Consider the following 24,326-nt stretch of genomic DNA (forward strand, 5'->3'; position numbering starts at 1 on the left):
TCGGACACGAGGGGAATCCCAAAACGATTCAATCCGCTAGAAATCTGCTCTAGGACTGGCGAGATAAATCCGATGCACGACCGCATCATGATCTGCGGAAGCACGGCCGTGCTGCATGATCTGTCAAGCCTGCATGAACATTTAGGGTTTGAGGAACGATCTAAGGTGGAGCAATATGGTTGAAAGGCCTTCGCCGGTAAGCATGTCCCCGCAAGACCGCTAGCGGCCGGAAGAGGGCGCATCGCGTCAGCGACTGCGTTGGCTCAGGATGATGCGTGTGCTTTGTGTGGCGAAGACAGGGCGCGGAGCGAACGCGACAAACCAGGCACTAGAGAGGCCTTCGTCATGAGGCGGAACCCGAAGATAACAATTGTGCCGTTGATATAATGTAATTGCCCAGGGCATCTGGCGATGCCCTGAAGCACTTGGGCTAGATGTGAATATTCTTTGGCGCTGAATACTGAGTAGACAAGCCCAGTTCCTGGGCCTGCCGCATGGTCAGTAGCTCGACAATATCAGGAACAGCCTCAGAAAAGTGATACGGGCGAGCGTCTATATCGTAGCGATAACCGGCGACTTCAAACATAGCCGGATTGCTACGGTTCTTGAAAACCTGCTGCGGTTCGTCGCTGTCTCGGAACTTGACCCAAGCGCTGTCATACAAACGAATGCTCATATCTAACCCTATATCGCGAGAAAACCCCAATGGTCCAGCCAGACGCGCCTCATCAACACAAAATTTGATCATTGTGATGTCGCGCGTAAGAGAACACGCTGTGACCTAGCCACCTTTCTAGGTTGTTGGCCAAGAATTACAATATCGGATAAGCCCGGTTACAAACTGGCTCGCAGCGCGGCAAAAATCCACTCGGAAATCTGCCCGACATTGGCAGAGTCGTTGATCAAATCATTTCTTACTTCAAGCAGAACCGCGGGAATGCCTCTATCGTCGCCATGCACCGGCACGGCAAAGTCTTCTTCGCGGCTCGTCCGGTACGGCACGTTAGCGCCTACGATTCGACCGGACAGAGCCAGTTGACTCAACAGCTGGCTTCCAAAGCGTTCTGCCGATCCGAACAGGACGCCGGCTTCCCAGGGTCTGACGACGCCAAGATAAACGGGCGTGAAGCTATGGATACTAACCAGGCGCACCGGTTTACATTGCCTTTGGCGCTTGTCGAGGAGCGCACTGATAGCCATATGGAATGGCTGGAATATCCGGTCGATCCGATGCGCGCGTTCAGCGGAGTCGATCACAAGATTTCCGGGAACAGGGGTATCTTCCGAAAAATCGACTATACTGCTTACCGCGTCTATTGGACGGTTCAGATCTATCAGCAAACGGGAGTAGGTTCCCAGATAGGCCGGTGCGTCGAGTGCATCCGACAACCGTCGGGTAAGGGCCGCAGCGCCTAGGTCCCACGCGATGTGGCGGCAGAGATCGTCTTGGCTCAGGCCGAGGCCGTCGTACCGGGCGGGAATATGGTTCGACGCGTGTTCACACAGCAGGACGATATCCGACATACCATCGCCGTTCCTTATTTCGGTCGGATCGGGCCAATCTAGGCTAATGAGATGACCTCCTCGGTAACCACCACGAATTCCGTCAAGAGGGCGGGACCAAACTGGGTGGAAATGGGCACGTCGGTCGCGTCGCGACCAATCGCCATGAGGATGCGCCCAACACGTGGTGTATTGTGTCGGGCATCGGCTGTATACCAGTGGCCTCCGAGATAGACTTCGAACCAGCCGGAGAAATCCATTGGTGACGGACTTGGCGTGACCTTAATGTCGCCAAGATATCCTGTGCAATAACGCGCCGGAATATTCATGCATCGGCAGAGAGTGAGCGCCAGATGGGCGAAATCGCGGCATACGCCAACCTGTTGGAGATATCCGTCGTAGGCACTGCGTGTTCGGTCGGCCAACTGGTAGTCGAAGCGTATATGTGTATGCACAAAGTCCAGTATCGCCTGAACGCGCGGCCAACCGGGTGCGACACTGCCAAACATTTGCCAGGCAATATCGCCGAGTTTGTCGGTCTCGCAGTAGCGCGACCCAAGGAGGAAGACGAGCACATCGTCCGGAAGGTCACGCACCTCATGTTGGACCGCGTCTAAGGGCACATATTCTGGCACGCCGGAATCGTATACAACGAACTCAGTGGATATCGTTGTTTTGCCCGCCGGTGCCGTGACGCGGGTACAGGTGTTGCCGAAACTGTCGGTATAATCCCAGGCTTTTACCCCTTGCGAAAAGCTGAGCTCCTGTGGCGTTAGCAAATCCCCCCGACGGGACGGGTGGATGTTCAGACACAGCAGCATGGGAGTGGGGGTTACACAGGTATAGGTCAGGGTGTAACCGGCTTTAATTTGCATTTGGAAGACTCGCGGGTTCGGGGGTTACAGACGGGGCAGCAGTGGTGACATTGACCTGAACGGTCATGCCTAAGGAGTCGTGGCGCGTTCCCGTGTGAGTCCCCCATAATGGGATGGCTTGACGCGGGTCTCGGGTCACCCCGACCCGTATAAGGTCGCGGTTACCGATAATGCCATTCGTAGGATCAAATTCCACCCACCCGGCGCCCGGTAGAAAGATCTGGGCCCAGGCGTGAGTGGCGCCGCCACCCAGGTGCTCCCCCGTATCGCGGGAAGGTGAATAGATGTACCCGGTCACGAACCGTGCCGCGAAGCCAAGCGCGCGGGCCGCCTCGATCATAAGAAGCGCAAAGTCCCGGCATGTACCGCTCAAGGAGTATAGGGTCATCTCCGGCGTCTGCGTGCCGGGATTACTGCGGCGATTGTACTTAAAATCCGAATGGATAGCGTGCGTGAGGGTTTCCAGTAGAAGCGCCGTGTCGGTTTGGCCGTTCGGATTGATAAATTTTCTCGCCCAGGTTTCGGTGGCGCCATCATCAGGATATTGGCGCTTCATACAGGGGGCGAGATCGGGCAGATCCTCATCCTCGTAGGCAAAGGGCCACGTCCGGGCCTGTCGATCCATGCGAAAATGGGGGCTGAGTTGGGGCGTGTGGTCGAGAACGATGTCGGTCTCGAAGCGCAATTGTTCAGCGGGTTCATCGAATTCAGCGACCACCAGGCAATTGCCGAACACATCGTGGATCCAAAAGAGGTCGCTCGGGTGTGGAGAAATGTCCAATCTGGCCTGAATCAGCCGTTGGTCGTAGCTATCCCTTGGCCGAAACATGAGACGATGTTGACCGAAGCCTACCGGGGTTCGATAAGCATAGGTTGTCAGATGATGGACCCTCAGTATCGGCACGCACAGCCCCTTATTGCTGGCCCATTCATACCGGTAGGAATATTTTTTTTTCATGTGGCTTACACCTCCCATTTACAAGCTTATGAGTGGCAGGTCCGTACAATAGACGTTGCCAAAGCGCAGAGGCGCGCAGTGATGGAGGGGAGATCAGCCTGCGACATCGTCGCTTGCACCTGCTATCCGGTCTTGTATTTTGTCGGTTCATTACATTTCTGAGCTAATTCAATATCCTTCTAAATGCCTTGCTTGGTTAATCTCCGCTCTTGCTTAAAGCGGATATCAGGGGGCGCAAAGCGGCCTCAGAGGGCCACAGCTTTAACAGACTATCGGCAAGTGGATATGAAGCTTAGTGGCGGCCTTGCCACGCGCCTTAGACGACTCCATAATCGGTGAATTGAATATGCGTGATTTTTCCTGTTCGGCCTGTGGCAACACCACCTATTTCGATAATCGCAATTGTCTTAGATGTGGCGCCAGACTGGGTTTCGTGACGGAAACGCAAAGTCTGGAAGCGCTGGTGCCCGCCGAACATGATACTTGGGCGCTGGTGTCCGATGCTTCCAAGCATTATCGGTTCTGTGCCAACACAAAAAGCGACGTTTGCAATTGGCTCACCGACGTCTCTGAAGGTGAGACCTATTGTCGAGCATGCCGTCACAACCGAATAGTACCAAGTCCGGCACTACCGGGCACCCTAGCGCACTGGCGCGCGATAAGCGCTGCGCAGCGCCATCTATTCTACTCGTTTTTGAAATGGGATCTTCCTTCTCCGACCCGGAAGGAGCACCCGACCGGCGGTCTGGTCTTCGATTTCCTGGAAGACACGCACTTGCCTGATGGCTCGATTGAAAAACCCATGACGGGTCACGACGAGGGCGTCATTACAATCAGGGCCGCAGAAGCTGAGGATGCCGAGAGAGAGGTGCTACGCGTCCAGATGCATGAGCCCTATCGGACGATGCTCGGTCATTTCCGGCACGAGACGGGACACTTTATCTGGAACCAGTTGATCCGGGATGGTGGCCTCGTTGATGCTTGCCGGACGGTATTCGGCGATGATCGTCTCGATTACGCTGACGCCCTACAACGACATTATCGGGAGGGACCGCCGCCTGCCTGGCAAACCCAGTATATAAGCGAGTACGCTTCCTCTCACCCATGGGAAGACTTTGCAGAAACTTTTGCGCATTGCCTTCACATCGTCGACACACTTGAGATGGCGCGAAGCCATGAGATTCGTCTTAGTGTATGCGGTGAGCCGGCCCGTGAGATCGCCATTAACCCATATACGGAATCCTCGTTCGAGACCTTAGCCGATCTGTGGGTGCCGTTGTCTATCACGCTTAACTCGCTACACCACAGTATGGGTGAGCGGGCGCTCTATCCCTTTATTTTGACGCCGGCCGTTCGTAGGAAGCTGGAATTCGTTCATCAGGTTCTGACGCATCAGGTACCTTGGGACCTCTGTTCCGATGTAACTGAAGGCATATCAGGCGCGCGTCAACTTGCAACGGCGTAGGATGCTTGCGGAAGGTCGGCTTCACAGGTAATCACTTTAAGCGAAGCTGACGCCCGGATGCCATTGAGGTCAGGATTTCCCCACGCATTTTCGTGTTGCGCGGCTCTATCGCTAGTGCAAAAAAATACCTCATTCTGCGGCGACCGCTGCGGCGTCAGCTTCCAGTACCGCAAGGCGATATCCAATGCGCGCCTCTGACGTCAAACATCCGCCCAAACCGCCCGCTTTGTCTAATTTTGCGCGCACCTGTCCGATATAAACGCGGAGATACTGAGGATCATTCAGGTGGGAATCGCCCCAAACTTCGCCGAGAATTTGGCGGTGCGTGATGATGCGGCCTTTGTTTTTGAGAAAAAGTTCCAGCAAGGCAAATTCTTTGGGCGTGAAATTGACGCGGCGCTGATTTACAAAAACTTCATGGCGAATGCGATCGATACGGATCGGACCATTGGTCAAATCTCCGTTGGCACTGCGGGTATCGACCGGTCGCAGATTGGCACGAATGCGGGCCAGCAAGACGTCCATACGGAAAGGTTTGGTCACATAGTCATCGACACCGGCGTTAAGTGCCCGAATGGCCTGATAATCCTCCGATCGGGCCGTGAGGACGATTATGGGCGTCTGGGAGAATTGTCGGATGGAAGCGATGATATCCTGTCCGTCTATATCGGGAAGGCCAAGATCGAGCAGGATGAGGCTAGGTGAGGCTGCCACAATCTGCCGAAGGGCGCCTTTACCGGTGTCGGTTTCGATAACTTGAAAGTCTTCGACCTCTAGGAGAACACGCAACATACTGCGGATTTCAGGTTCGTCATCAACGATCAAAATCTTAGGTTTGTCGGTCATGATTTGCTCGCAAGCTGAATATGTATGTGGTGAGATTAATGAAGCAGAGCATAAAAATTCAGTTCGAATTCCAATTGCACTATTCTGGCTCGCATCCGGCGGCTTCGTTGTCTCGGGGTCCCGCGCCGTGGCCCGAGCAAAAGCGTACTACTCCTCGATTGGGACCTGAAGACCGACACCTTGACGCCCGGCCAATGGTTTAAGGGGCGCATCTACGAGCGCCGCTGCGACCTCAGTCCCGATGGAGACCTGCTGGTCTATTTCGCCGCCCAGCATCACGCTCCGCTCGGCAGCTGGACAGCGGTATCGCGACCGCCCTACCTCACAGCCCCGGCGCTTTGGTCCAAAGGCGACGCTTGGGGAGGGGGTGCCCTGCTCGATGACGAGCGCACGTTGCGGCTCAACCACCGGCCCGGTTCGGAGTGTCACGTGTCGGATGGCTTTACCCTGATGTTGCCATGTCAATTGACATAACAAATTTTGGAAGTGGTCTTGACTCGGTTCATTGCCTGTATTCCTACTTCAGATAACTATGGCCGTAATCCAATGTGTCGGTCTCATAGGCTACCTCTTCTCGAGAAACGAGTGGGGTAATCCGCTTTGGCCCAATACATCTAAAGTTGGGATAGGGCGCGGCCGTGAGCTTTACCAACCATGCAAAGTTTCGACAGGAACCGTCTCGTTAAATGAGCATTGATCGTAAAACGATCGTCAATTGGGTCGCCCGGGAAGTAATGCCTCATGAACGGCGAATCCGTTCATGGCTAAGGCGCCTTCAGATAGATCGTGACGAAATCGATGATCTTATCCAAGAAGCGTACTGCAATCTCTCGGGGCTTGACCACATCGCTTATATTGCGAGTCCTGAACGCTACTTCTTCCTAACCGTGAAAAACATACTCAATGATAAGTATCGGCGGGCTAAGGTCGTTAGGATCGAGACAATGGCCGAGATGGACAGTCTTGGCCTGGCCTGCGATGAGCCGTCACCGGAACAGATTATTTCAGACCGCAGGGAATGGGAGACCGTCGCTCGTTGCATAAGAGACTTGCCCGCCCGGTGCCGGCGCATCTTCGAATTGCGCAAGGTTCATGGACTGTCACAGAAACATATCGCCAAGGCGCTCAGAATCTCCGAGAGCACCGTAGAGAACGAAGGGGTAAAAGGAATGCGCCTGATCCTGCAAGCCCTTCGCAATGATGACGAAACTGGCGCATCGCACACAAGGATGAAGTATGACGCGTATAGAAACAGCCGCCGAAATTGAGGCCGCTGCGGCGTCATGGCTTTTGCGCCTCGATCAGAATCCGGACGATGAAACCGTTCGACGTGAACTCGACATCTGGTTGGCTGACGATCCGCGCCGGCGAGGGGCGTGGTTAAAGGCCGAAGCCGCCTGGAGCATGCTGGATCAGATGCCCTGGCCTGAGCAATCTCCAAGGGTCGATACACCTGCGCCACGTCGTGCCTTCGGGCGGCGTGACCTAATCCTGGGCGCCTGCCTAGTCGGCGGGGCGACGGCTGTGGCCTTCATTGGAATATCCGCGGCGAGTGCACAGACCTTCGAGACCGAGATTGGGGAACTGCGGAAAATTCCCGTGGGGGATGGGTTGTTTGTCAATCTGAATACCGCGTCCCGGTTTTCGATCCGCGCCTTGGGCAATCGTCGCGAGGTGCGTCTGCTGAAGGGCGAGGCCTGGTTCGAAATGCCAGCCGATCCCTCGATGGTTCTAACCGTGACAGCTCAGGGCCTGCGGGTGCGTGCGTCTAGGGCCGCGTTCTCGGTCCGCAGTAGTAGTGGAGGAACCCAAGTCCTTGTCGGACGGGGCGTTGTTGACGCCGAGCCTGCAGTCAATACGAGCAATATTAAGCTCGATGCCGGGCAATTGGCCAGGCTTGAGAATGACGGAACATTCAAGGTTTCCAATCTGACAGCTGCGGACATTACGCGGCAACTGGCCTGGCGCGATGGCAAAATCGAACTGGCGGGGGAGACTCTCGCCGAGGCGATTGCACAGTTCAATCGTTTCAACAGACGTCAGCTTGTTCTGACCGACAAGGCGCTGGCCGATCAGCGACTCTACGGTCTCTTTCGTGCGGATGATCCAGTGGCGTTCTCAAAGGCGATCGAGGTCAGTCTGGACGCGTCGGTGCATATTGAACCGAACCAGATTGATATAGGCCGCGACCAAGGGGTTTCCGGAAAGTAGGCAAGCGCGACACGGGGGGACCTCACGGCGCGGGTAGCAGGATCGCATCAGGAAGTAAGTCGGATGGACTGGCACGGGCCAAGTCACAAAATATCGATGATTTGCCTCCTGATCTTGGTGGCCGTGGCTTCACCACGCCAGGCCTCCAGCCGTACGGTCTTTCTGGATGTGCCGCGCCAGGCGGTTCAGAAGGCGGCCTCCGACTTCGCTCACCAGGCGGGGGTGCAGGTCTTGGTCACTGCCGAAAACGCGGCGGCGCAGCGTGGACGCGCCATAAGGGGGCAATATGAGATTGAGGACGCCCTTCGTGATATGCTTGAAGGCACGCACCTTCACGCCCTGCGGATTTCCGCCGATGTTTACGCCATTGTGCCGGATACAGAGGGCCGGCGGAGTCGTGCAAACCCCTTGCCTCTTCCTGGGCCGGCCCGGTGGGTGTCGTCCCAAGGCCCGGACACGCAAGTGCCAAGCGAGATCATTATTACGGGGACGCGGCTTCGATTGCCCAATCTGTCCGCCGCCAGTCCAGTCGTTACTGTGACTGAGTCTGAGCTTGAAGCGCAGGGCGCCCTGAATATTGAGGAAGCTTTAAATCGGCTGCCGATGGTGAGGGCGGATTCTACGCAGTTCTCAAATTCATCAGATACGGATGGGCGATCGAAGCTCAATCTCAGGAACCTGGGTTGGCAGCGCACACTCGTTCTGCTTGACGGCAAGCGTTTTATGCCGGTTCAGGCGATAGATTTAAATCTCGTTCCGGTGCCCCTGATCAAGAGGGTTGATGTCCTAACCGGTGGGGCATCGGCGACCTACGGTTCCGATGCGGTGGCCGGGGTTGTCAATCTGGTTCTGAATACCGATTTCGATGGGGTCGCGATCAATGCGGCGGTGGCCGCCTACCAGCACACCAACGACGATAGTGCAATGCGAGCACTTATTTCTCAATACCCCGCCATTTCACTGCCGAGCAAAGGTGTGGTTGATGGGCAGCGCACTGATCTGGGGATCAGCTACGGGCAAGGCTTTGCGGCGGGGAAGGGGCACGTCAGCGCTTTTATCGGTCGGCGTGAACAGGCGGCGGTAAGCTGGAGCGCTCGGGATTATTCGGCCTGCCGACTAGTTGTCAGCGACGATAAGCTCGACTGTGCCGTCAATACTGTTTACTCGCCTTATGGACGCTATGTAGTGGGGTCCGGCGAGATGGCGGGCTCGACCTATTATGGTGCGCAGGACGGTACCCGAACCTTCGTCGGAGGTGATCAAAGCGCGAGCTATGCCTATAATACGCGGGCCACCTTCGCCTTCCAAAGACCGGACACGCGGCTGTCGGGCGGATTTTTCGTCCAGTATGCAGCTTCCGAGACCTTAGGTATATATCTGTCTTTGATGGGTATCGATGATCGCACCCGTAGTATCTTCTATCCGGCACTTGTGCGTCAGACCGTCAATCTGAACTGCGACAATCCTTTGATGTCCGCCGAACAGGCGGTCAGCCTGTGCGGTTCGAGCGCCGGCACAGATGCCTCGGTCGCCACGGATATTGCTTATGAACTGAATGGTCCAGGCAGCGAGCGCCTGGACAATCTGGCAATCAATAAGGACTACCGTATTTCCCTGGGCGCAAAGGGAGAGATCGGAGAAGGCTGGCATTTCGATCTCGGCTATGTCGGCTCGAGGGTCTATACCTCGTTGTCGGACAACAATGAGATTGATGCTGATCGGTTCGCGCGCGCACTGAATGTCGTGAGCGTTAATGGCACACCGACTTGTGTTTCGCGCGTCGACGGGACCGATCCGGACTGTGTGCCAGCCGACATCTTCGGCTATCACACTATAGACCCAGCCTTTTACGACTATGCCTATGCGCACTATCAGTGGTCGTCGGTTACGCAACAGCAGGTCCTTTCGGCGACGGTGTCCGGCAATTTGACAAAAGCTGGCCTCACGTCCTGGGCGGAAAATCCGTTAGCCGTCGCCATAGGCGTCGAGGCTAGGCGTGACGCTTTGCGCAATTTTGCCGATGATGCAACGCGCGCCTACGAAGGTTGGTTGTCCACCACTGGTGGTCATTTCAGTGTGGCTGAGGCCTATGTTGAAAGCCAGCTGCCTTTGGCAAACCATCGTCCGGGGGTCGAGGACCTGGAACTCAATCTCGCCTGGCGCACCTCCTTTTATGATAATCGGGCGAAGGCCATTCCGACCTCGCGCTTCGAGCTGCAATACAGACCTATTCAGGATGTGCTTCTACGTTTGAGCTTCAATCGGGCGTCCCGGGCACCAAATATTTCCGAGCTATATGCCCCGGCTTATTTCAGTACCAATTCAAGTTTGGTCGACAGTTGCGCCGGCGGTACGCCAAGTGCCAGCCTGGCTCAATGTCTCAACACAGGCGTGACCGCCGCTCAATATGGTCATATCGAAGATTGCTCAACTGCCTGTCGAACCTATGGTGGCGGGGGCAATTCGCTTGTCAGGCCGGAAACCGCTCGCACTCTCACCTATGGCTTCGTCGTTACTCCGACCAAAGTACCGGGTCTGCAGGTGTCGGTCGATTATTACCGGATCAGGGTGTCAGACTTCATAGACTATATAGATGCCACTCAGGCCTTATCTAATTGTCTCGTCAGCGACTCGAGCCTCTATTGTCAGCTTATACATCGCGACCCAGCTACCGGCGCGCTTAATGGAGATGGCTATGTCGAGGGAACGACGCTCAACACATATCAACTCCTCAACAGTGGCATTGATCTGCAGGGGCAGTATGGATTTGCCCTGCAACATGGGGGACGCATAGACGTCAGTCTTACGGGAACCTGGCTAGAGGCCTCGGCTTCCGTTCGAAAGGCAGGTGAGGCGGATGTCAATTGTGCTGGATACTTCGGATATCCAAATTGTTATGCACCCTTGCCTAAATGGCGTCACAGTCTGAGAAGCACCTGGTCCGCGCCTGGTCACAGGGCGGCTCTTTCCCTAAATTGGCGTTATATGGGTGCGACCCGCTATATAGGTGTCGTCACCGGTACAACGGCCCTTGCGACCGTGACTTCGGATAAGGCGACCACCCGGGTTTCATCCTATAACTATTTCGATCTTGGCGGGACAATAGTCTTGGGTGACCGTTGGACGGCAGGGCTCAGCATAAACAACCTGCTTGACCTGTCGCCACCCAGAACGGTCTCGATGAATGTCGACGGAACGACAAACAATCCAAATACCTGGACGGGGACATATGACCCCCTTGGGCGGTCTCTTCTGTTCAAACTCGATTTCAGGTACTAGCCCGGATCGGCTCTTTGCAAATTGGATATGTCATATCGGACGTGTGGCCAAAACCGTGTTATTATTGTCACGTTAAGTGCGAATGTCGGATAAATTGTCAATTTGATGACAAAAAAGCGGCGCGCGGCCCAAGGAAAGTTGATGGCCATCCGTAGTTCCCTAGGAAGGCGGGGTTGGCCCGGTCCTGGGAGTTATAACAAATGTCCATAATGAACAGATCGTATTTTAAAATTGGTCTCATGACCTCTATGGCCGCGTGCGCCATTTTTGCTGCCAGCTCTGGCTATGCGCAGGAAGCTTCCGGTACTTCGACGGCTGCGAGCGACAAGGGTGAGACGATCGTGGTTACCGGTACCCGTATCCGTCGCCCGAACCTGACCTCCACGAGCCCGATCACGACCATCGACAAGAAAGAATTGCAGTATCAGGGTGTTCTGAACCTTGAAGAAGCCTTGAACCGACTGCCGCAAGTGCGCGCGGATTCGACCCAGTTCACCAACGGGTCTGACTCTGATGGCCGTGCCAAGCTCAATCTGCGTAATCTGGGATGGCAGCGTTCACTGGTCCTGCTGGATGGCCAGCGGCTGCTTCCGGTCCAGGCGATCGATCTGAACATTATTCCAAGTGCCCTGGTCCAGCGCGTGGATGTGCTGACGGGCGGCGCTTCAGCGACCTATGGCTCCGACGCCATTGCTGGCGTGGCCAATTTCATTTTGAACAAGAATTTCGAAGGTATCGAAATTAATGGCAGCCTGGGCGGCTATCAGCATAACAATGACGACTCGGATATGCAGGCGCTGATCAAGCAGTATCCGAGCATTAAGCTGCCGAAGTCGAATGTGTTCGACGGTCAGAAGACCGACATCAATATTGCGGCGGGTAAGTCCTTTGCCGGTGGTCGCGGCAATATCAGCATCTTCCTCGATCAACGCAATCAGGATGCGGTGACTTGGTCGCAGCGCGACTATTCGGCGTGCCGCACTCAGATCGTCAATGGTGCGATGAGCTGCGTCGCCAACACATCCTATTCGCCATATGGCCGCTTCACCTTCAATGAAGGCCCAAGCGCTGGCGAGACCCTTTATAACGCCCAGGATGGCAGCAATACGCTTGTGCCATATGACTCCTCCTATGCCATCAATACGCGTGAGAAGTTCAACTTTCTGCGCTCGGACAAGCGCTTCACAGGCGGCGTCTTCGGCCATTACAAGTTCAATGAGGCTGCCGAGATCTACGGCACCTACCTCTACATGAAGGATGAGAGCGAATCCCAGTTCTACCCGGCGCTGGTCAGCGATACGGTCGCCCTGAACTGCGATAACCCCTACATGTCCTCAGCCCAGGCGCAAACGATCTGCGGCTCGGCCGCGGGCACAAGCGCCACGGTCTCTACGACGGTCAATTATGAACTCGATGGCCCGGGCAGCAAGGAGCTAACGAATTCTGCCACCAACAAGGACTATCGCATGTCCTTCGGTGTTCGCGGCGACTTCGCGGACGTGTGGCATTACGATGTCGGTTTTGTCGGTTCGCAAGTCGTCACGACGCTTTCCGACAACAATGAGATCGACGACCAGAAGTTCATGAACGCCATTCAGGTGGTAAACGTCAATGGCAAGGCGACCTGTCTGATCAACGCCGATTCAGATACCACCAATGACGATGCGAGCTGCGTGCCGGCGAATATCTTCAGCTATCATTCGATCGATGAAGCCTTCTATGACTACGCCTACCAAAACTACAGTTGGTCCTCGACAACTCAGCAGCAGACCTACACCGCCAACCTGTCGGGTGACCTTACCACCTACGGCATCCAGAGCCCCTGGGCCAGTAACGGCGTGGCGATCGCCGTGGGCCTCGAGTATCGTCGAGACTCCCTGCGTAATGAAGCCGATCAGGCAACCCGTGACTATGAAGGCTGGCTGAGCACGGTGGGTGGACATTATGGAGTCAAAGAAGCCTATGTCGAACTCCAGATTCCTCTGATCTCGGACAAGCCCTTCGTTTATAGCCTGGATTTCAACACGGCGTTCCGTCAATCGAAATATGATAATCTCGACCGCGCCCTCGGGACGTCGAAGTATGAAATCCAGTATCGTCCGATCAAGGATCTCCTTGTTCGCGCCAGCTTCAACAATGCCCAGCGCGCGCCGAATATCTCCGAGCTATATGGCCTGAAGTACAAGAGCATCAACGGATCGCTCTCTGATCCCTGCGCGGGTACCAGCCCCACCGCCACTCTGGCCCAATGCGAAAATACGGGTGTCACCGCAGCCGAGTACGGCTCTCTGACCGACTGCGGCACGTCCTGCTACACCTATGCCGGCGGCGGCAACACCGCCCTGCGTCCCGAACAAGCCGAAACCCTGACCTACGGCTTGGTTTATACACCGCACCAGGTCCCCGGCCTCTCGCTGTCGGCGGACTATTACGATATCCTGGTGCGTGACTATATCGGCTATCTCGACGCGGTGGATAACTTCAACAAGTGTCTGTCAACGGGCCTGAACTACTATTGCCAGTACGTGCATCGCGGCACCGATGGCTCGTTTACCTCAGCCGGCGGTGGCTACGTGGAAGGCGGCACGCTCAACACCTATCGTCTGCACAACCGCGGTATCGACTTCCAGGGCGGCTACGGCTTCAGCATAGGCAAGTTTGGTCACATCGATACTTCCTTCACCGGCACAGCTCTGTCGATCACCGGTGGCCAGGATTCACCGCTGACCGCGAGCGTCAACTGCGCTGGCTATTTCGGCAATCCGACCTGCTACGCGCCCGAGCCAAAATGGCGCCATAACCTGCGCGCGACCTGGCAAACGCCGTGGCGCCAGTCCACCGTCTCCGTCAACTGGCGCCATATTGGTGGCACCCGCTACACGGGTAACAGCTCGGACCCGACTGTCAACGGTGGTGGCAGCTATGTCACCTCGGCTGAATACGCCAAGATCCCTGATTACGACTATATCGATCTGAGTGGTTCGATGCGTCTGCGCCAGAATTTGACGGCGAATCTGTCGATCAACAACCTCTTCGACCTTACCCCTCCGGTGACCGTGTCGACCAATGTCGACGGAACTTCCAACAATCCAAACACCTGGACGGGCACTTATGACGCACTGGGACGTTCGATCCTCCTGAGCTTCAAGCTTAAGCTCTAACGGGATCCGCCTCATTGCGGCTGGTAGCGCGCCGGATTCTCCCCGGGTCCGGCGCGCGACTTCCATTGCCCATCGTGGCTACGCCGGCAGCCTGCTGGATCCACTAGGTCTGGTGATCGACACCGATAATAGGCGGGTCATTGACATGCATGGGGGGCTGCCTGACGCGACCGGCTTTTTGAGAGATCACGACTGCACCTGAAATTGCCGCTCAGGTATCAAGATTGGCGCAATATCTGAGCGCAGGGCTGGTTATGGAGACAAGGCCCGGTCTCGCACGAGAGGTCTCTGATCTGGGGGCCGGTATTTTGAGAAAGCAGCAAGGGGCTAGATGATACGCGACATACTGAAAATGTGTGATCCCCGCCTGCTTCGCGTGGCGCAACCGGTCGCGGATATTCAGGCAGCGGAACTGAAAGCCATAATCTCCGATATGTAAGAGACCATGCTGCCACGAACGGCGTAGGTTTAGCCGCGCCACAGATCGGCGTGGACTTCCGGCTCCTGATCTTTGGCTTCGATGAAAATTTGCACCATCCGGATGAAAAGCCGGTCACCACTCTGATCAATCCCTGGCTGGAGGTGCTGACGGACGAAACCGAGGATGGCTGGGAGGGTGTCTCTCAGTCCGCGGTATTCGCAGTTTGGTGCCGCGCGATCCATATTCGTTATCGCGATACCCTGGAAGATGGCACTGAGCGCATTCGGGAGGCCAGGGGCTTTCATGCGCGGGTGTTTCAGCATGAATTCGATAACCTGAGTGACGTGCTCCATAGGCAGCGTATTCAGGACATGACGCAGTTCGGTTTCATAGAGGCGCTGTTTCCTGATTGGCCGCTGGCGGCTCTGGAGGCGGATGCCTAGTTACAGGTATTCGGCGTAAGGGCATTCACGGCAAAATGCCCTTACGCCTCCAGGTCTAGGTCAGTGAAGCTTCGACTTCCCTGACGACTGGCGTTAATGTTTCGCCAGAAGTTCCATGGCGTTGCTGCGTGTAGCGATTTTCCGGAATGGATAAGCCGAGATGGCCGCGCAGGGTCGTCTCGGTATAGTCCTTTCGGAAAAGGCCACGTGCCTGCAGGATCGGGACGACTTTTTCGCGGAAGGCTGCAAATGAGTCGGGGATCGTCACCCTGAGGATAAAGCCGTCGGCGGCGCGTTCGGTGAACCAGTGTTCAAGCTGATCCGCCACGGTTTCGGGCGAGCCGACAAAGCCGGTCTGCCAGACGCCGAAACGTTGCGCAACCTGTCTCAGGGTCAGGTTATCCTCCCTGGCGATGCGGATGATCCGCTCGGCATGGCCCTTGTAGCTGTTTAAGGTCAGACCGCTGGTATCGGGGAAGGGCGCATCGAGAGGATATTGTCGGAAATCGTGGTAGTTGAAGGCGCGACCGACCTGCACTAGGGCTTTGTCAAGGTCCAGCCCTTTGCGACGTGACTCGGCAATCGCTTGGGCGGCTTCGTCCGTATCCGCGATGATCGGATCGATACCGGGCGTGACAATGATCTCATCGGGATTGCGCCCGAGCGCTACGGCGCGCGCCTTGAGGTCGGCATAATAGGCCTTGGCGTCTTCGATCGTTTCACCGGTAGTAAAGGTGGCGTCGGCGATCAGGGCGCCGAGATCGCGGCCGGCGTGGCTGTCTCCGGCCTGGAAGATGACGGGCTGGCCCTGTGGTGACCGCGTCAGGGCCAGCGGGCCGGCGACGGAGAAGAATTCCCCCTTGTGATTGAGCGCGTGCTGTTTGGTCTTGTCGAGAAAGACGCCGGTGTCCTTGTTACGCGGGAAGGCGTCGTCCTCGTAGCTGTCCCACAGGCCCTGTACAACGCCGACAAATTTGCCGGCGCGGGCATAGCGCACGGCATGGTCATAATGTGCGTCGCGACCATAGTTACGCGCCGCGCCTTCCAGTCCGGTGGTCACGACGTTCCACCCGGCGCGGCCGCCGCTAATCAGATCCAGAGAACCGAACTGGCGGGCGACATTATAGGGCTCCCAGTAGGAGGTCGTCAGCGTGGCGACCAGGCCGATTTTTTGTGTCGAGACCGCCAGTGCAGAAAGCAAGGTCAACGGCTCCAGGCGATTAAGGAAGTGAGGCGCGGAATCGGGCGTGATATAAGGGCTGTCGACGATGAACACGAAGTCGAACTTCGCCGCCTCCGCCAGCCGGGCATTGTCGATATACCAGTTGATATTGATGCTGGCGTCGCTGGGGACGTCAGGATGGCGCCATACGGCCGGCGTCATGCCGACGCCTTCCAGAATGGCGCCCAGTTTGATTTGTCTGTTGGTGGATTGGGTCATGTCGGTCTCGGATATGAGGAATGATCAGGCGTGGGCCGAAAGGGCTTCAAGGACTACGTCCGCTTCCGTCCGTTTCAGCCAGTCCGGGCTGACATCGATAAAGCGCACCCGACCTTCGGCATCGGTGATGATTATGGTGGGCTGCGGTAGGGTCCAGGTTTGAGTCCCGGTCAGTTCGCCTATCCAGCCGACAGGCGGCGTGGCGGGGGTATCGATGGGTTCAAAAGTGATGCCCAAGGCGTTGCCGAACTGATTGTCGGGATCCGAAGCGACGATGAATTCCAGATTGTGGCGGGTTTTGATCTCCCTAAGGCGTTCCGGCACCTGCGGGCTGACGGCAATCAAGGGCAGTCCCCGGGGCTTGAGGTGCGGCCACAGGGCGCGCTGGTAGTAGGGCAGGGCAATATTGCAGGCTGGGCAACCGGCAAAGCGGAAGAAAACGAACACAGCGCCGGCCGGCAGGGTGCGCTGGGTGATGGTGCCGCCTTCGACATCCTTCAGGGCGAATTCCGGCAGATAATCGCCGATCTGGATATGGGCGGCGGGATCGTAGGCCGTCGCAAGCGCGGCGCGCTGATCAATATTCTTTTGCAACTGCTCCGGCGCCCATGTGCGTTCGCGCTCGGCATGCAGGGCATCAAACGACCGGGTGAGACTTTCTGCGACCATGGGATGGCCTCCTCTCTGATAAGGCCTTCAGCCTATCAGGGCAGCGCGCGCGGAAATAATGAGAAAGGCCCGCGGCTGCTTGAGGAATTATTATAGGTCGCGGATAAGCTCGCGCGTCAGCTCAGCCAGGCGCTCGGCGGCAGGCTCGAGCGCATCGTGGGTTTCGACAATGCAGGTGATTTGGGGCAGGGCGGGCAAGCTGTTACTCTCGATGGCTTCGAGATCGCGCAGGAAGAGGTGTGTGCGCGCCGTCACCGCTAGCCCGGCCTGCACGGCGGCTTTCAGGGTCGAGAGATTGGGCGTTTCGACGGCGATCCGGTAGGGAATATCAGCATTTTCAAGCGTGCGGACGGCGGCTTCGCGGAAGCGGCAGGGTTGCTCGATGACGGCCAGAGGCAGCACCGCCTTGCGCGTCAGGTCGTGGGCGCCATACCATTGCATCGGGGCAGTGACGATGGCGCCGGGGTCATTGCTGCCGGAAAAACCAAGTATGACATCAAGCTGTCGGCGCTCTAACAGGGTTTGCAGTTCGGCGGTGCCGGCCACGCGCGCGAAGATCTGCGCTTCGGGATGGAGGGCGGAGAAGGTGGAGAGCAGGCCGGTCAGGAGGGTATCGGCGAAATCCTGCACCATGCCGATACGTACGGGGCCTGAAAAATGATGGGCGCTGACGGCCGCCACGGCCTCGTCGTGCAGGGTCAGCACGCGCCGTGCATAGTCGAGCAATACGTTGCCGGGTCCGGTCAGGGTCAGTTTGCGGCCGTCGCGCACGAACAGCGGCTGCTGGACCAGTTCTTCCAGGCGCTTGATCTGAAGGCTAAGAGCCGACTGGGTGACAAACACCTGCTCGGCGGCGCTGAGCATGGAGCCGGTCTCTACAATGGCGACGAAGCTGCGCATCAGATTGGTCGGCAGGTTGACGGGCATAAGACCTCCAATAAGACTAAACCCTGTATTTTATATTTTGTTTTACAGGGCAAGCCTCTTTGCTTCGCTTAAGCCATTACCAAAACTAAACTCTTTATAAATTGGGTCGCCCTATTGGATTTGGCGGACACGGATGAGTTTTTCTCATAGGTGTTCAGATTAAATCTCATTTGTATAAGTAGGAAATTGGCGCCTTAATCACCCCATCGTTATTGTCATCGGGTAATTTCATGGGCCAGAGCCTGCACCCTGTTCTAAAGCGTTTGAGCCAGGCGCACTGGTTGTCGCCGGTTGTGCTACTTTTGCTGTGGGAAGCTGGCTCGCGCAGCGGGCTTATCCCGCCGCGCACCCTGGCGGCGCCTTCGACGGTGATCGAAACACTAGTGGCCATGACGCTTTCTGGTGAACTGCCGGTCAACCTGCTGGTGTCGCTTGGCCGCGCCGCCCTGGGCCTGGCCATTGGCGTGACGATCGGTGTGGCACTGGGGCTCACGGCAGGGCTATCACGACCGGGTGAGGCGGCGATCGATCCCCTGATGCAGATCAAGCGCACCATCCCGGTCGTGGCCCTGACGCCCTTGTTCATCGTCTGGTTCGGTATTGGCGAAACGCCGAAGATCGCCCTGATCGCCTTCGCCACCCTGTTTCCGCTCTATCTCAATCTCTACAGCGGCATTCGCGGTATCGATGTCCGCCTGATCGATGCCGCTCGCAGCTTCGGCCTCAATCGCTGGCAGATCATCGTCGATGTCGTCCTGCCCGGCGCCTTGCCGTCGCTGTTCACCGGCCTGCGCTATTCTCTGTCAATCTCCATCCTGATGCTGGTCATTGCCGAGCAGATCAATGCCACCGCTGGCCTGGGCTACCTGATCAATAATGCCCGCGACTATATGCGCACCGACATCATCGTCGTCTGCCTGCTGGTCTATGCCGCCCTGGGGCTGGTGGCCGACTGGCTGGTCCGCGCCATTGAAACCCGTGCCCTGTCGTGGCGCCCGAACCTCATCGCCGCTTAAAGGTCCGCTATGAACGCCATCCTCTCGCATAACCGCCTGGGCATTTCCGAACCGACCTTCCGCGCCGAAGGGGCGGCGGGCGCGTCAAAGCCTGCCGTGCGCCTGCGCAATTTTACCCGGCGATTCGGCGACAATGCCATTATCGACGGCCTGGATCTCGACCTGGCGCCGGGCGAATTCGTTTCCCTGCTGGGTCGCTCCGGTAGTGGCAAGACGACGCTTTTGCGCACCCTGGCCGGGCTGGACGGCACTGATGATCAGGACGTCACCATCCCGGCGGCGCGCGCTGTCGTTTTCCAGGATGCCCGCCTTCTGCCGTGGAAGCGCGTCTGGGAGAACGTTGCGCTCGGCCTCAAGGGCAAGGATATCCGCAAGCGCGCCGAAGCGGCCCTGCGTGAGGTTGGCCTGGGGCATCGGCTGGATGCTTGGCCTCTGACGCTCTCCGGCGGGGAGGCCCAGCGCACGGCCCTGGCCCGCGCTCTGGTGCGTGACCCACAACTGCTGCTGATGGACGAGCCTTTCGCCGCCCTCGATGCCCTGACGCGCCTGCGCGTCCACGAACTGGTGCTGCGGCTGTGGCGCATCCACAAGCCAACCGTGATGCTGGTGACCCACGATGTCGACGAGGCCATTGCCCTGAGCGATCGCATTCTGGTGCTCGACAAGGGCCGCATCGTTGCCGAGGAGCGCATTGAGACGCCGCGCGGCGATCGCTTGGCCCTGACCGTGACCCTGCGCGAGAAACTGCTCGGCTGTCTGGGCACCGGTCACATTCCGGAAGGCGCCGATCTCGCCGCCGTCTTCGACGACAAGCCCAATATTCCCTTCTCCCCGCCCGATCCCTTCTAAAGGTGACCTCATGACCCGTCCGACCCCAGATCAGCTCGAAATCCTCGGCCTGATATCGACCCAGTATGCCTCGGAAACCCATGCGCCGGCCGGTCCGGTGATCGACAAGACCTATGTCGAGACCCACGCCCTGGCGCATGAAAATGGCGGCTTTGACCGCGTCCTGATCGGCTACCATTCCTCGGCGCCCGATGGCGCGCAGGTGGCGGCCTACGCCGCCGCAAAAACCACCAAGCTGAAATTTCTGCTGGCGCATCGGCCGGGTTTCATCGCCCCGACTTTGGCGGCGCGCTCACTGGCCACGCTGGAGAATTTCGCCGATGGTCGCCTGGCCGTCCACATCATCACCGGCGGTTCTGACGCGGAACAGGCGCGCGATGGCGATTTCCTGACCAAGGACGAACGCTACGCCCGTTCGGCCGAATATATCGACATCCTCAGGAAGACCTGGACGAGCGCGGCGCCCTTCAGCCACGAGGGCGCGCACTACAAGGTGGTCGATAATTTCTCGGCGGTGAAGCCGCTGCAGCAACCGCATATCCCTGTCTTCTTCGGTGGCGCGTCGGATGCCGCCATCGAAGTGGCCGGACAGTATGCCGACGTCTATGCCCTGTTCGGCGAGTCCCTGGAAGGCGTGCGGGAGACGCTCGACAAGGTGCGCGCCAGTGCTCGCCGTCATGGTCGTGAAGGTCAGATCAGCTTCTCGCTATCTCTGCGTCCCATCCTCGGACGGACCGAAGATGAGGCCTGGGCGCGTGCCGCGCGCATTCTCGCAGATGCCCGCGCCCTCAAGGAAAAGGATGCACCGACCTTCTTCCGCCGTTCCAAGAACGAATCCGAAGGCACCAAACGCCTGCTGGAAACCGCCAGCGGCGGCAAGGTGCGCGACAAGCGCCTGTGGACCGAGATCGCCGAACTGACCGGCGCGCAAGGCAATTCCACCTCGCTCGTCGGCACAGCGGAGCAGGTGGTGGAAGCGCTGCTCGACTATTACGACCTCGGCATCACCAAGTTCCTGTTCCGTGGCTTCGATCCGCTGGAAGATGCCATCGACTATGGCCGCAACCTGCTGCCGCTGCTCCGGCAGGCAGTGGCCGCGCGGCTGGGCCAATCGGCTGTGGCGGCGGAGTAAGGGAATGACCGTCCATGCCGCGATCGAGGCCGCGCCTAATCTGGCCCGTCTGCGTAGCTTTGTCACTGATCTGGCCGATCTGATCGACCAAGGCGATGACGAAGCAGCGATCCTCGCCGGCGGGCATATCCTGCTGAGCCGGCTGGTCGCCACGGATGACTGGCTGCCGGAGATTTATGCGCAACCCAATCCGGAGCGCTACCAGCAGTACCTCCTGCATTGCGATAGTCGTGAGCGCTTCTCGGTGGTCAGCTTCGTCTGGGGACCGGGACAGTCGACGCCGATCCACGATCATACGGTCTGGGGGCTGGTCGGGATATTGCGCGGCGCCGAACTGGTCGAATCCTATGTCCGCAAGGACGGCGTCCTGTTCTGTACCGGTGAAAACGTGCTCCACGCCGGTGAGGTCGAGGCCGTCAGCCCGAAGATCGGCGACATCCATCGCGTGACCAATGGCACCGAGGGCGTTTCCGTCAGCATCCATGTCTATGGCGCCAATATCGGCGCTGTCAGGCGGGCCGTCTATGCCATCGACGGTACACCTAAACCTTTCATTTCTGGCTACGCCAACAGCCATTTACCCAATCTCTGGGACCGTTCGAGACCATGACCCATATTACCCCACAAACCGTCCATTCCGCCCTGATCCGCGGGGAGGAAATTGCCCTGATCGATGTGCGAGAGGAGGCGGAATTCGCCCTCGGCCATCCCTTGTTTGCTGCCCAGATCCCGCTGCGGCGCATCACCGCCGAGGCGCACTGGCGCCTGCCGCGCCGCGATGTGCTTTTGGTTGTTTACGACAATGATGACGGTTTGGCCGATGCCGCCGCCGAGACCTTTGTCAATCTCGGTTACGAACAGGTGCGCGTGCTCAAGGGCGGGCTGAACGGCTGGCGCGAGGCAGGCTATGAGCTGTTCGAGGACGTTAATTCGTATTCAAAGGCCTTTGGCGAACTGGTCGAACACCGGCGGCACACGCCGTCCCTTACCTCGCCGGAGGTCAAGGCCCTGCTCGATGCCCGTGCCGATGTCGTGGTGCTCGATGCCCGCCGGTTCGACGAATATACCACCATGTCGATCCCGACCGGCATCAGCGTGCCCGGCGCCGAGCTGGTGCTGCGCGCCGGTGCCCTGGCGCCCGATCCGGAGACCACCATCATCGTCAACTGCGCCGGCCGCACCCGCTCGATCATCGGCACCCAGTCGCTGATCAATGCCGGCCTGCCGAACAAGGTGGTGGCTCTGCGTAACGGCACCATCGGCTGGACACTGGCCGGGCAGGGGCTCGACCATGGCCAGACCCGCCAGGCACAGGACGTGGCTGATACCGAGGCCCTGACCAGTGCGCGCAATGTGGCCTATCGCGCCGGCGTCAAGCGGCTGGCGCTCGAAGATCTGCGCCGGCTGGAGGCGGACACATCGCGCACGCTCTATCTGTTCGATGTCCGTCAGAAGGCCGAATTCGAGGCGGGCCATATTGCCGGTTTCAGCCATGTCGCCGGCGGGCAGCTGGTGCAGGAAACCGACCACTATGCGCCGGTGCGCGGGGCGCGGATCGTGCTGGCCGATGATATCGGCCCGCGTGCCGATATGAGCGCGTCCTGGTTGGCCCAGATGGGCTGGGAGGTCTTCGTGTTGGACGGTGGTTTCGATGGTCCACTCGTCACTGGCGGCGACGGCGCACCCGAACCACGCGGCCCGGAAGGCCGCTATCGGCGCCCCTATGAGGGCACCGAAAACAAGGCCGCCGCGATGCAGGCCTATCTCGACTGGGAATACGGCCTGGTCGATCAACTGGCGCGCGATGCCACCCACGGTTTTTACGTTATTTAAACAAGGAATTACCACCATGAGCGTCAAGTTTATCGGCTATATTGGCTTCAACAACGCCTCGGAAACCAGTGGGCTTCTCACGGGCTCCAACCTCGTGCTCGACCGGGCCTATGTCGATGCGGCGGCGCAGGCACAGGAAGAGGGCGGGTTCGATCGCGTCCTGATCCCCTTCGGCTCCAATTCGCCGGAAAGCCAGATCGTGGCGGCCCACGCCGCCGCCATCACTACGAAGCTCGGCTTCCTGGTGGCGCACCGTCCCGGCTTTACACAGCCGACCCTGGCCGCTCGCCAGCTGGCGACGCTCGACGGGATGAGCGGGGGGCGTGTCGCGGTCCATATCATTACTGGTGGCGCAGATGAGGAAATGGCCCGTGATGGCGACCATACGGTCAAGCCGCAGCGTTATGCCCGCACCGACGAATATCTCGATGTGCTCAAGCAGGAATGGACTGCGCTGAAGCCGTTCGACCATGAAGGCAAGTTTTACAATGTGAAGGGCGGTTTTGCCGCTATCAAGCCGCAGAATGTGCCGGTCTTTTTCGGTGGATCTTCAGAGGAAGCCATTGAGGTGGCCGGCAAGCATGCTGATGTCTATGCCACCTGGGGTGAGACCCTGGAACAGACGCGCGAGATCATCGGCCGCATCCGGCATTCGGCGGCGAAGCATGGACGCAGCGGCCTCGGCTTTTCGCTGTCCCTGCGCCCGGTAATTGCCGATACCGAGGAAGCGGCGTGGCGTAAGGCTGATGACATTGTCGAACAAGTGAAGGAGGCGCGTCTCGCCGCGGGCCTGCCGATCAGTGGGCATAATCCGGCCAATGCCGGCTCTCAGCGCCTGTTGCAAACCGCCTCGACCAATCGCCGCGATGGCCGCCTGTGGACGGGCGTGGCCGCGCTCACTGGCGCCCAGGGCAATTCAACCGGTCTGGTCGGCACGCCAGAGCAGGTTTCGGATGCGCTGCTCGACTATTATGACCTCGGCGTCGATCACTTCCTGATCCGCGGTTTCGATCCGCTGGCTGACGCCATAGATTATGGCCGTGCGCTGCTGCCGTTGACGCGGGAAAAGGTGGCGCGTCGGCTGGAGCAGGGGGCTGTGCTCGCCAGTTGAGTCGGTCCACAAGACGGTCTGTCCCACCTCCGTCGCGCACCGCGTGGCGGAGGTTTTTTGTTGATCGGTCAGGTTGTTAATCTTCTGCTGATGTCCGGCGTTAGTTTTCCTGAACCTATAAGAAAACGTCATAGACACACTGTGTCTAATCATTTGCAGCTCACAATATAATCCTATTAATTGAGT

20 protein-coding genes and 1 pseudogene are annotated in these 24,326 nt (G+C 58.0%); 13 read left to right on the forward strand and 8 right to left on the reverse strand.

What is annotated here, in order from left to right:
• Positions 1-183 (forward strand): annotated as a pseudogene (locus QM647_RS15310) (hypothetical protein); the annotation flags it as partial.
• A 247-nt stretch (positions 184-430) separates the two neighbouring features.
• Here the strand turns inward: QM647_RS15310 and QM647_RS15315 are convergent.
• From QM647_RS15315 to QM647_RS15330, 4 genes are all read right to left on the reverse strand, one after another.
• Positions 431-676, reverse strand: a complete 246-nt coding sequence (locus tag QM647_RS15315) for a hypothetical protein (RefSeq protein WP_414996413.1) — start codon at positions 674-676, stop codon at positions 431-433.
• A gap of 158 nt (positions 677-834) precedes the next feature.
• Positions 835-1,524, reverse strand: a complete 690-nt coding sequence (locus tag QM647_RS15320) for an N-formylglutamate amidohydrolase (protein ID WP_414996414.1) — start codon at positions 1,522-1,524, stop codon at positions 835-837.
• Between the two features lie 38 nt (positions 1,525-1,562).
• On the reverse strand, positions 1,563-2,378 hold the full coding sequence (locus QM647_RS15325) for a transglutaminase-like domain-containing protein (protein ID WP_414996415.1): 816 nt from the start codon (positions 2,376-2,378) through the stop codon (positions 1,563-1,565).
• On the reverse strand, positions 2,368-3,336 hold the full coding sequence (locus tag QM647_RS15330) for a transglutaminase family protein (RefSeq protein ID WP_414996416.1): 969 nt from the start codon (positions 3,334-3,336) through the stop codon (positions 2,368-2,370). Before QM647_RS15330 ends, QM647_RS15325 begins: the two co-directional genes overlap by 11 nt.
• A gap of 346 nt (positions 3,337-3,682) precedes the next feature.
• On the opposite strand from QM647_RS15330, the gene QM647_RS15335 reads away from it, so the two are divergent.
• Complete coding sequence (locus QM647_RS15335) at positions 3,683-4,801, forward strand: putative zinc-binding metallopeptidase (RefSeq protein ID WP_414996417.1); 1,119 nt, start codon at positions 3,683-3,685, stop codon at positions 4,799-4,801.
• A gap of 129 nt (positions 4,802-4,930) precedes the next feature.
• On the opposite strand, the gene QM647_RS15340 is transcribed toward QM647_RS15335, so the two are convergent.
• Complete coding sequence (locus QM647_RS15340) at positions 4,931-5,647, reverse strand: response regulator transcription factor (protein WP_414996418.1); 717 nt, start codon at positions 5,645-5,647, stop codon at positions 4,931-4,933.
• 686 nt (positions 5,648-6,333) lie between these two features.
• Between QM647_RS15340 and QM647_RS15345 the strand changes: the two genes are divergently transcribed.
• The 5 genes from QM647_RS15345 to QM647_RS15365 all read left to right on the forward strand — a co-directional run bounded on the left by QM647_RS15345 (position 6,334) and on the right by QM647_RS15365 (position 15,162).
• Positions 6,334-6,915 carry an RNA polymerase sigma factor gene (locus tag QM647_RS15345; RefSeq protein ID WP_414996419.1) on the forward strand — a complete coding sequence of 194 codons (582 nt, stop codon included), beginning with the start codon at positions 6,334-6,336 and terminating at the stop codon, positions 6,913-6,915.
• Entirely contained in the window at positions 6,884-7,858 is a 975-nt protein-coding gene (locus tag QM647_RS15350; protein WP_414996420.1) for a FecR family protein, read from the forward strand. Before QM647_RS15345 ends, QM647_RS15350 begins: the two co-directional genes overlap by 32 nt.
• Before the next feature lie 63 nt (positions 7,859-7,921).
• Entirely contained in the window at positions 7,922-11,137 is a 3,216-nt protein-coding gene (locus QM647_RS15355) for a TonB-dependent receptor (RefSeq protein ID WP_414996421.1), read from the forward strand.
• Positions 11,138-11,376: 239 nt separating this feature from the next.
• Positions 11,377-14,298, forward strand: coding sequence for a TonB-dependent receptor domain-containing protein (locus tag QM647_RS15360; protein ID WP_414996422.1), 2,922 nt, complete (start codon positions 11,377-11,379; stop codon positions 14,296-14,298).
• Between the two features lie 489 nt (positions 14,299-14,787).
• Positions 14,788-15,162, forward strand: a complete 375-nt coding sequence (locus QM647_RS15365; RefSeq protein WP_414996423.1) for a peptide deformylase — start codon at positions 14,788-14,790, stop codon at positions 15,160-15,162.
• A gap of 55 nt (positions 15,163-15,217) precedes the next feature.
• Here QM647_RS15365 and QM647_RS15370 read toward each other — a convergent pair whose 3' ends face one another.
• The 3 genes from QM647_RS15370 to QM647_RS15380 form a co-directional block, all read right to left on the reverse strand.
• A complete protein-coding gene (locus QM647_RS15370; protein WP_414996424.1) occupies positions 15,218-16,603 on the reverse strand; it encodes an LLM class flavin-dependent oxidoreductase in 1,386 nt (461 codons plus the stop codon).
• 24 nt (positions 16,604-16,627) lie between these two features.
• Positions 16,628-17,272 carry a peroxiredoxin-like family protein gene (locus QM647_RS15375; protein ID WP_414996425.1) on the reverse strand — a complete coding sequence of 215 codons (645 nt, stop codon included), beginning with the start codon at positions 17,270-17,272 and terminating at the stop codon, positions 16,628-16,630.
• A gap of 90 nt (positions 17,273-17,362) precedes the next feature.
• Positions 17,363-18,199, reverse strand: coding sequence for a LysR substrate-binding domain-containing protein (locus tag QM647_RS15380; RefSeq protein WP_414996426.1), 837 nt, complete (start codon positions 18,197-18,199; stop codon positions 17,363-17,365).
• A 230-nt stretch (positions 18,200-18,429) separates the two neighbouring features.
• Between QM647_RS15380 and QM647_RS15385 the strand changes: the two genes are divergently transcribed.
• Genes QM647_RS15385 through QM647_RS15410 form a run of 6 tightly spaced genes read left to right on the forward strand, consistent with a single transcriptional unit; the run spans position 18,430 to position 24,140 of the window.
• Complete coding sequence (locus QM647_RS15385) at positions 18,430-19,215, forward strand: ABC transporter permease (protein ID WP_414996427.1); 786 nt, start codon at positions 18,430-18,432, stop codon at positions 19,213-19,215.
• Between the two features lie 9 nt (positions 19,216-19,224).
• Positions 19,225-20,064, forward strand: coding sequence for an ABC transporter ATP-binding protein (locus tag QM647_RS15390; protein ID WP_414996428.1), 840 nt, complete (start codon positions 19,225-19,227; stop codon positions 20,062-20,064).
• 10 nt (positions 20,065-20,074) lie between these two features.
• A complete protein-coding gene (locus tag QM647_RS15395) occupies positions 20,075-21,196 on the forward strand; it encodes an LLM class flavin-dependent oxidoreductase (RefSeq protein ID WP_414996429.1) in 1,122 nt (373 codons plus the stop codon).
• A 4-nt stretch (positions 21,197-21,200) separates the two neighbouring features.
• Complete coding sequence (locus tag QM647_RS15400) at positions 21,201-21,806, forward strand: cysteine dioxygenase (RefSeq protein ID WP_414996430.1); 606 nt, start codon at positions 21,201-21,203, stop codon at positions 21,804-21,806.
• A complete protein-coding gene (locus QM647_RS15405) occupies positions 21,803-23,029 on the forward strand; it encodes a rhodanese-like domain-containing protein (RefSeq protein ID WP_414996431.1) in 1,227 nt (408 codons plus the stop codon). Before QM647_RS15400 ends, QM647_RS15405 begins: the two co-directional genes overlap by 4 nt.
• 16 nt (positions 23,030-23,045) lie before the next feature.
• Positions 23,046-24,140, forward strand: coding sequence for an LLM class flavin-dependent oxidoreductase (locus tag QM647_RS15410; protein ID WP_414996432.1), 1,095 nt, complete (start codon positions 23,046-23,048; stop codon positions 24,138-24,140).
• The last annotated feature ends 186 nt before the right edge of the window (positions 24,141-24,326 follow it).

The sequence above is a fragment of the Asticcacaulis sp. genome, from assembly GCF_047605585.1.
Taxonomy (GTDB): Bacteria; Pseudomonadota; Alphaproteobacteria; order Caulobacterales; family Caulobacteraceae; genus Asticcacaulis.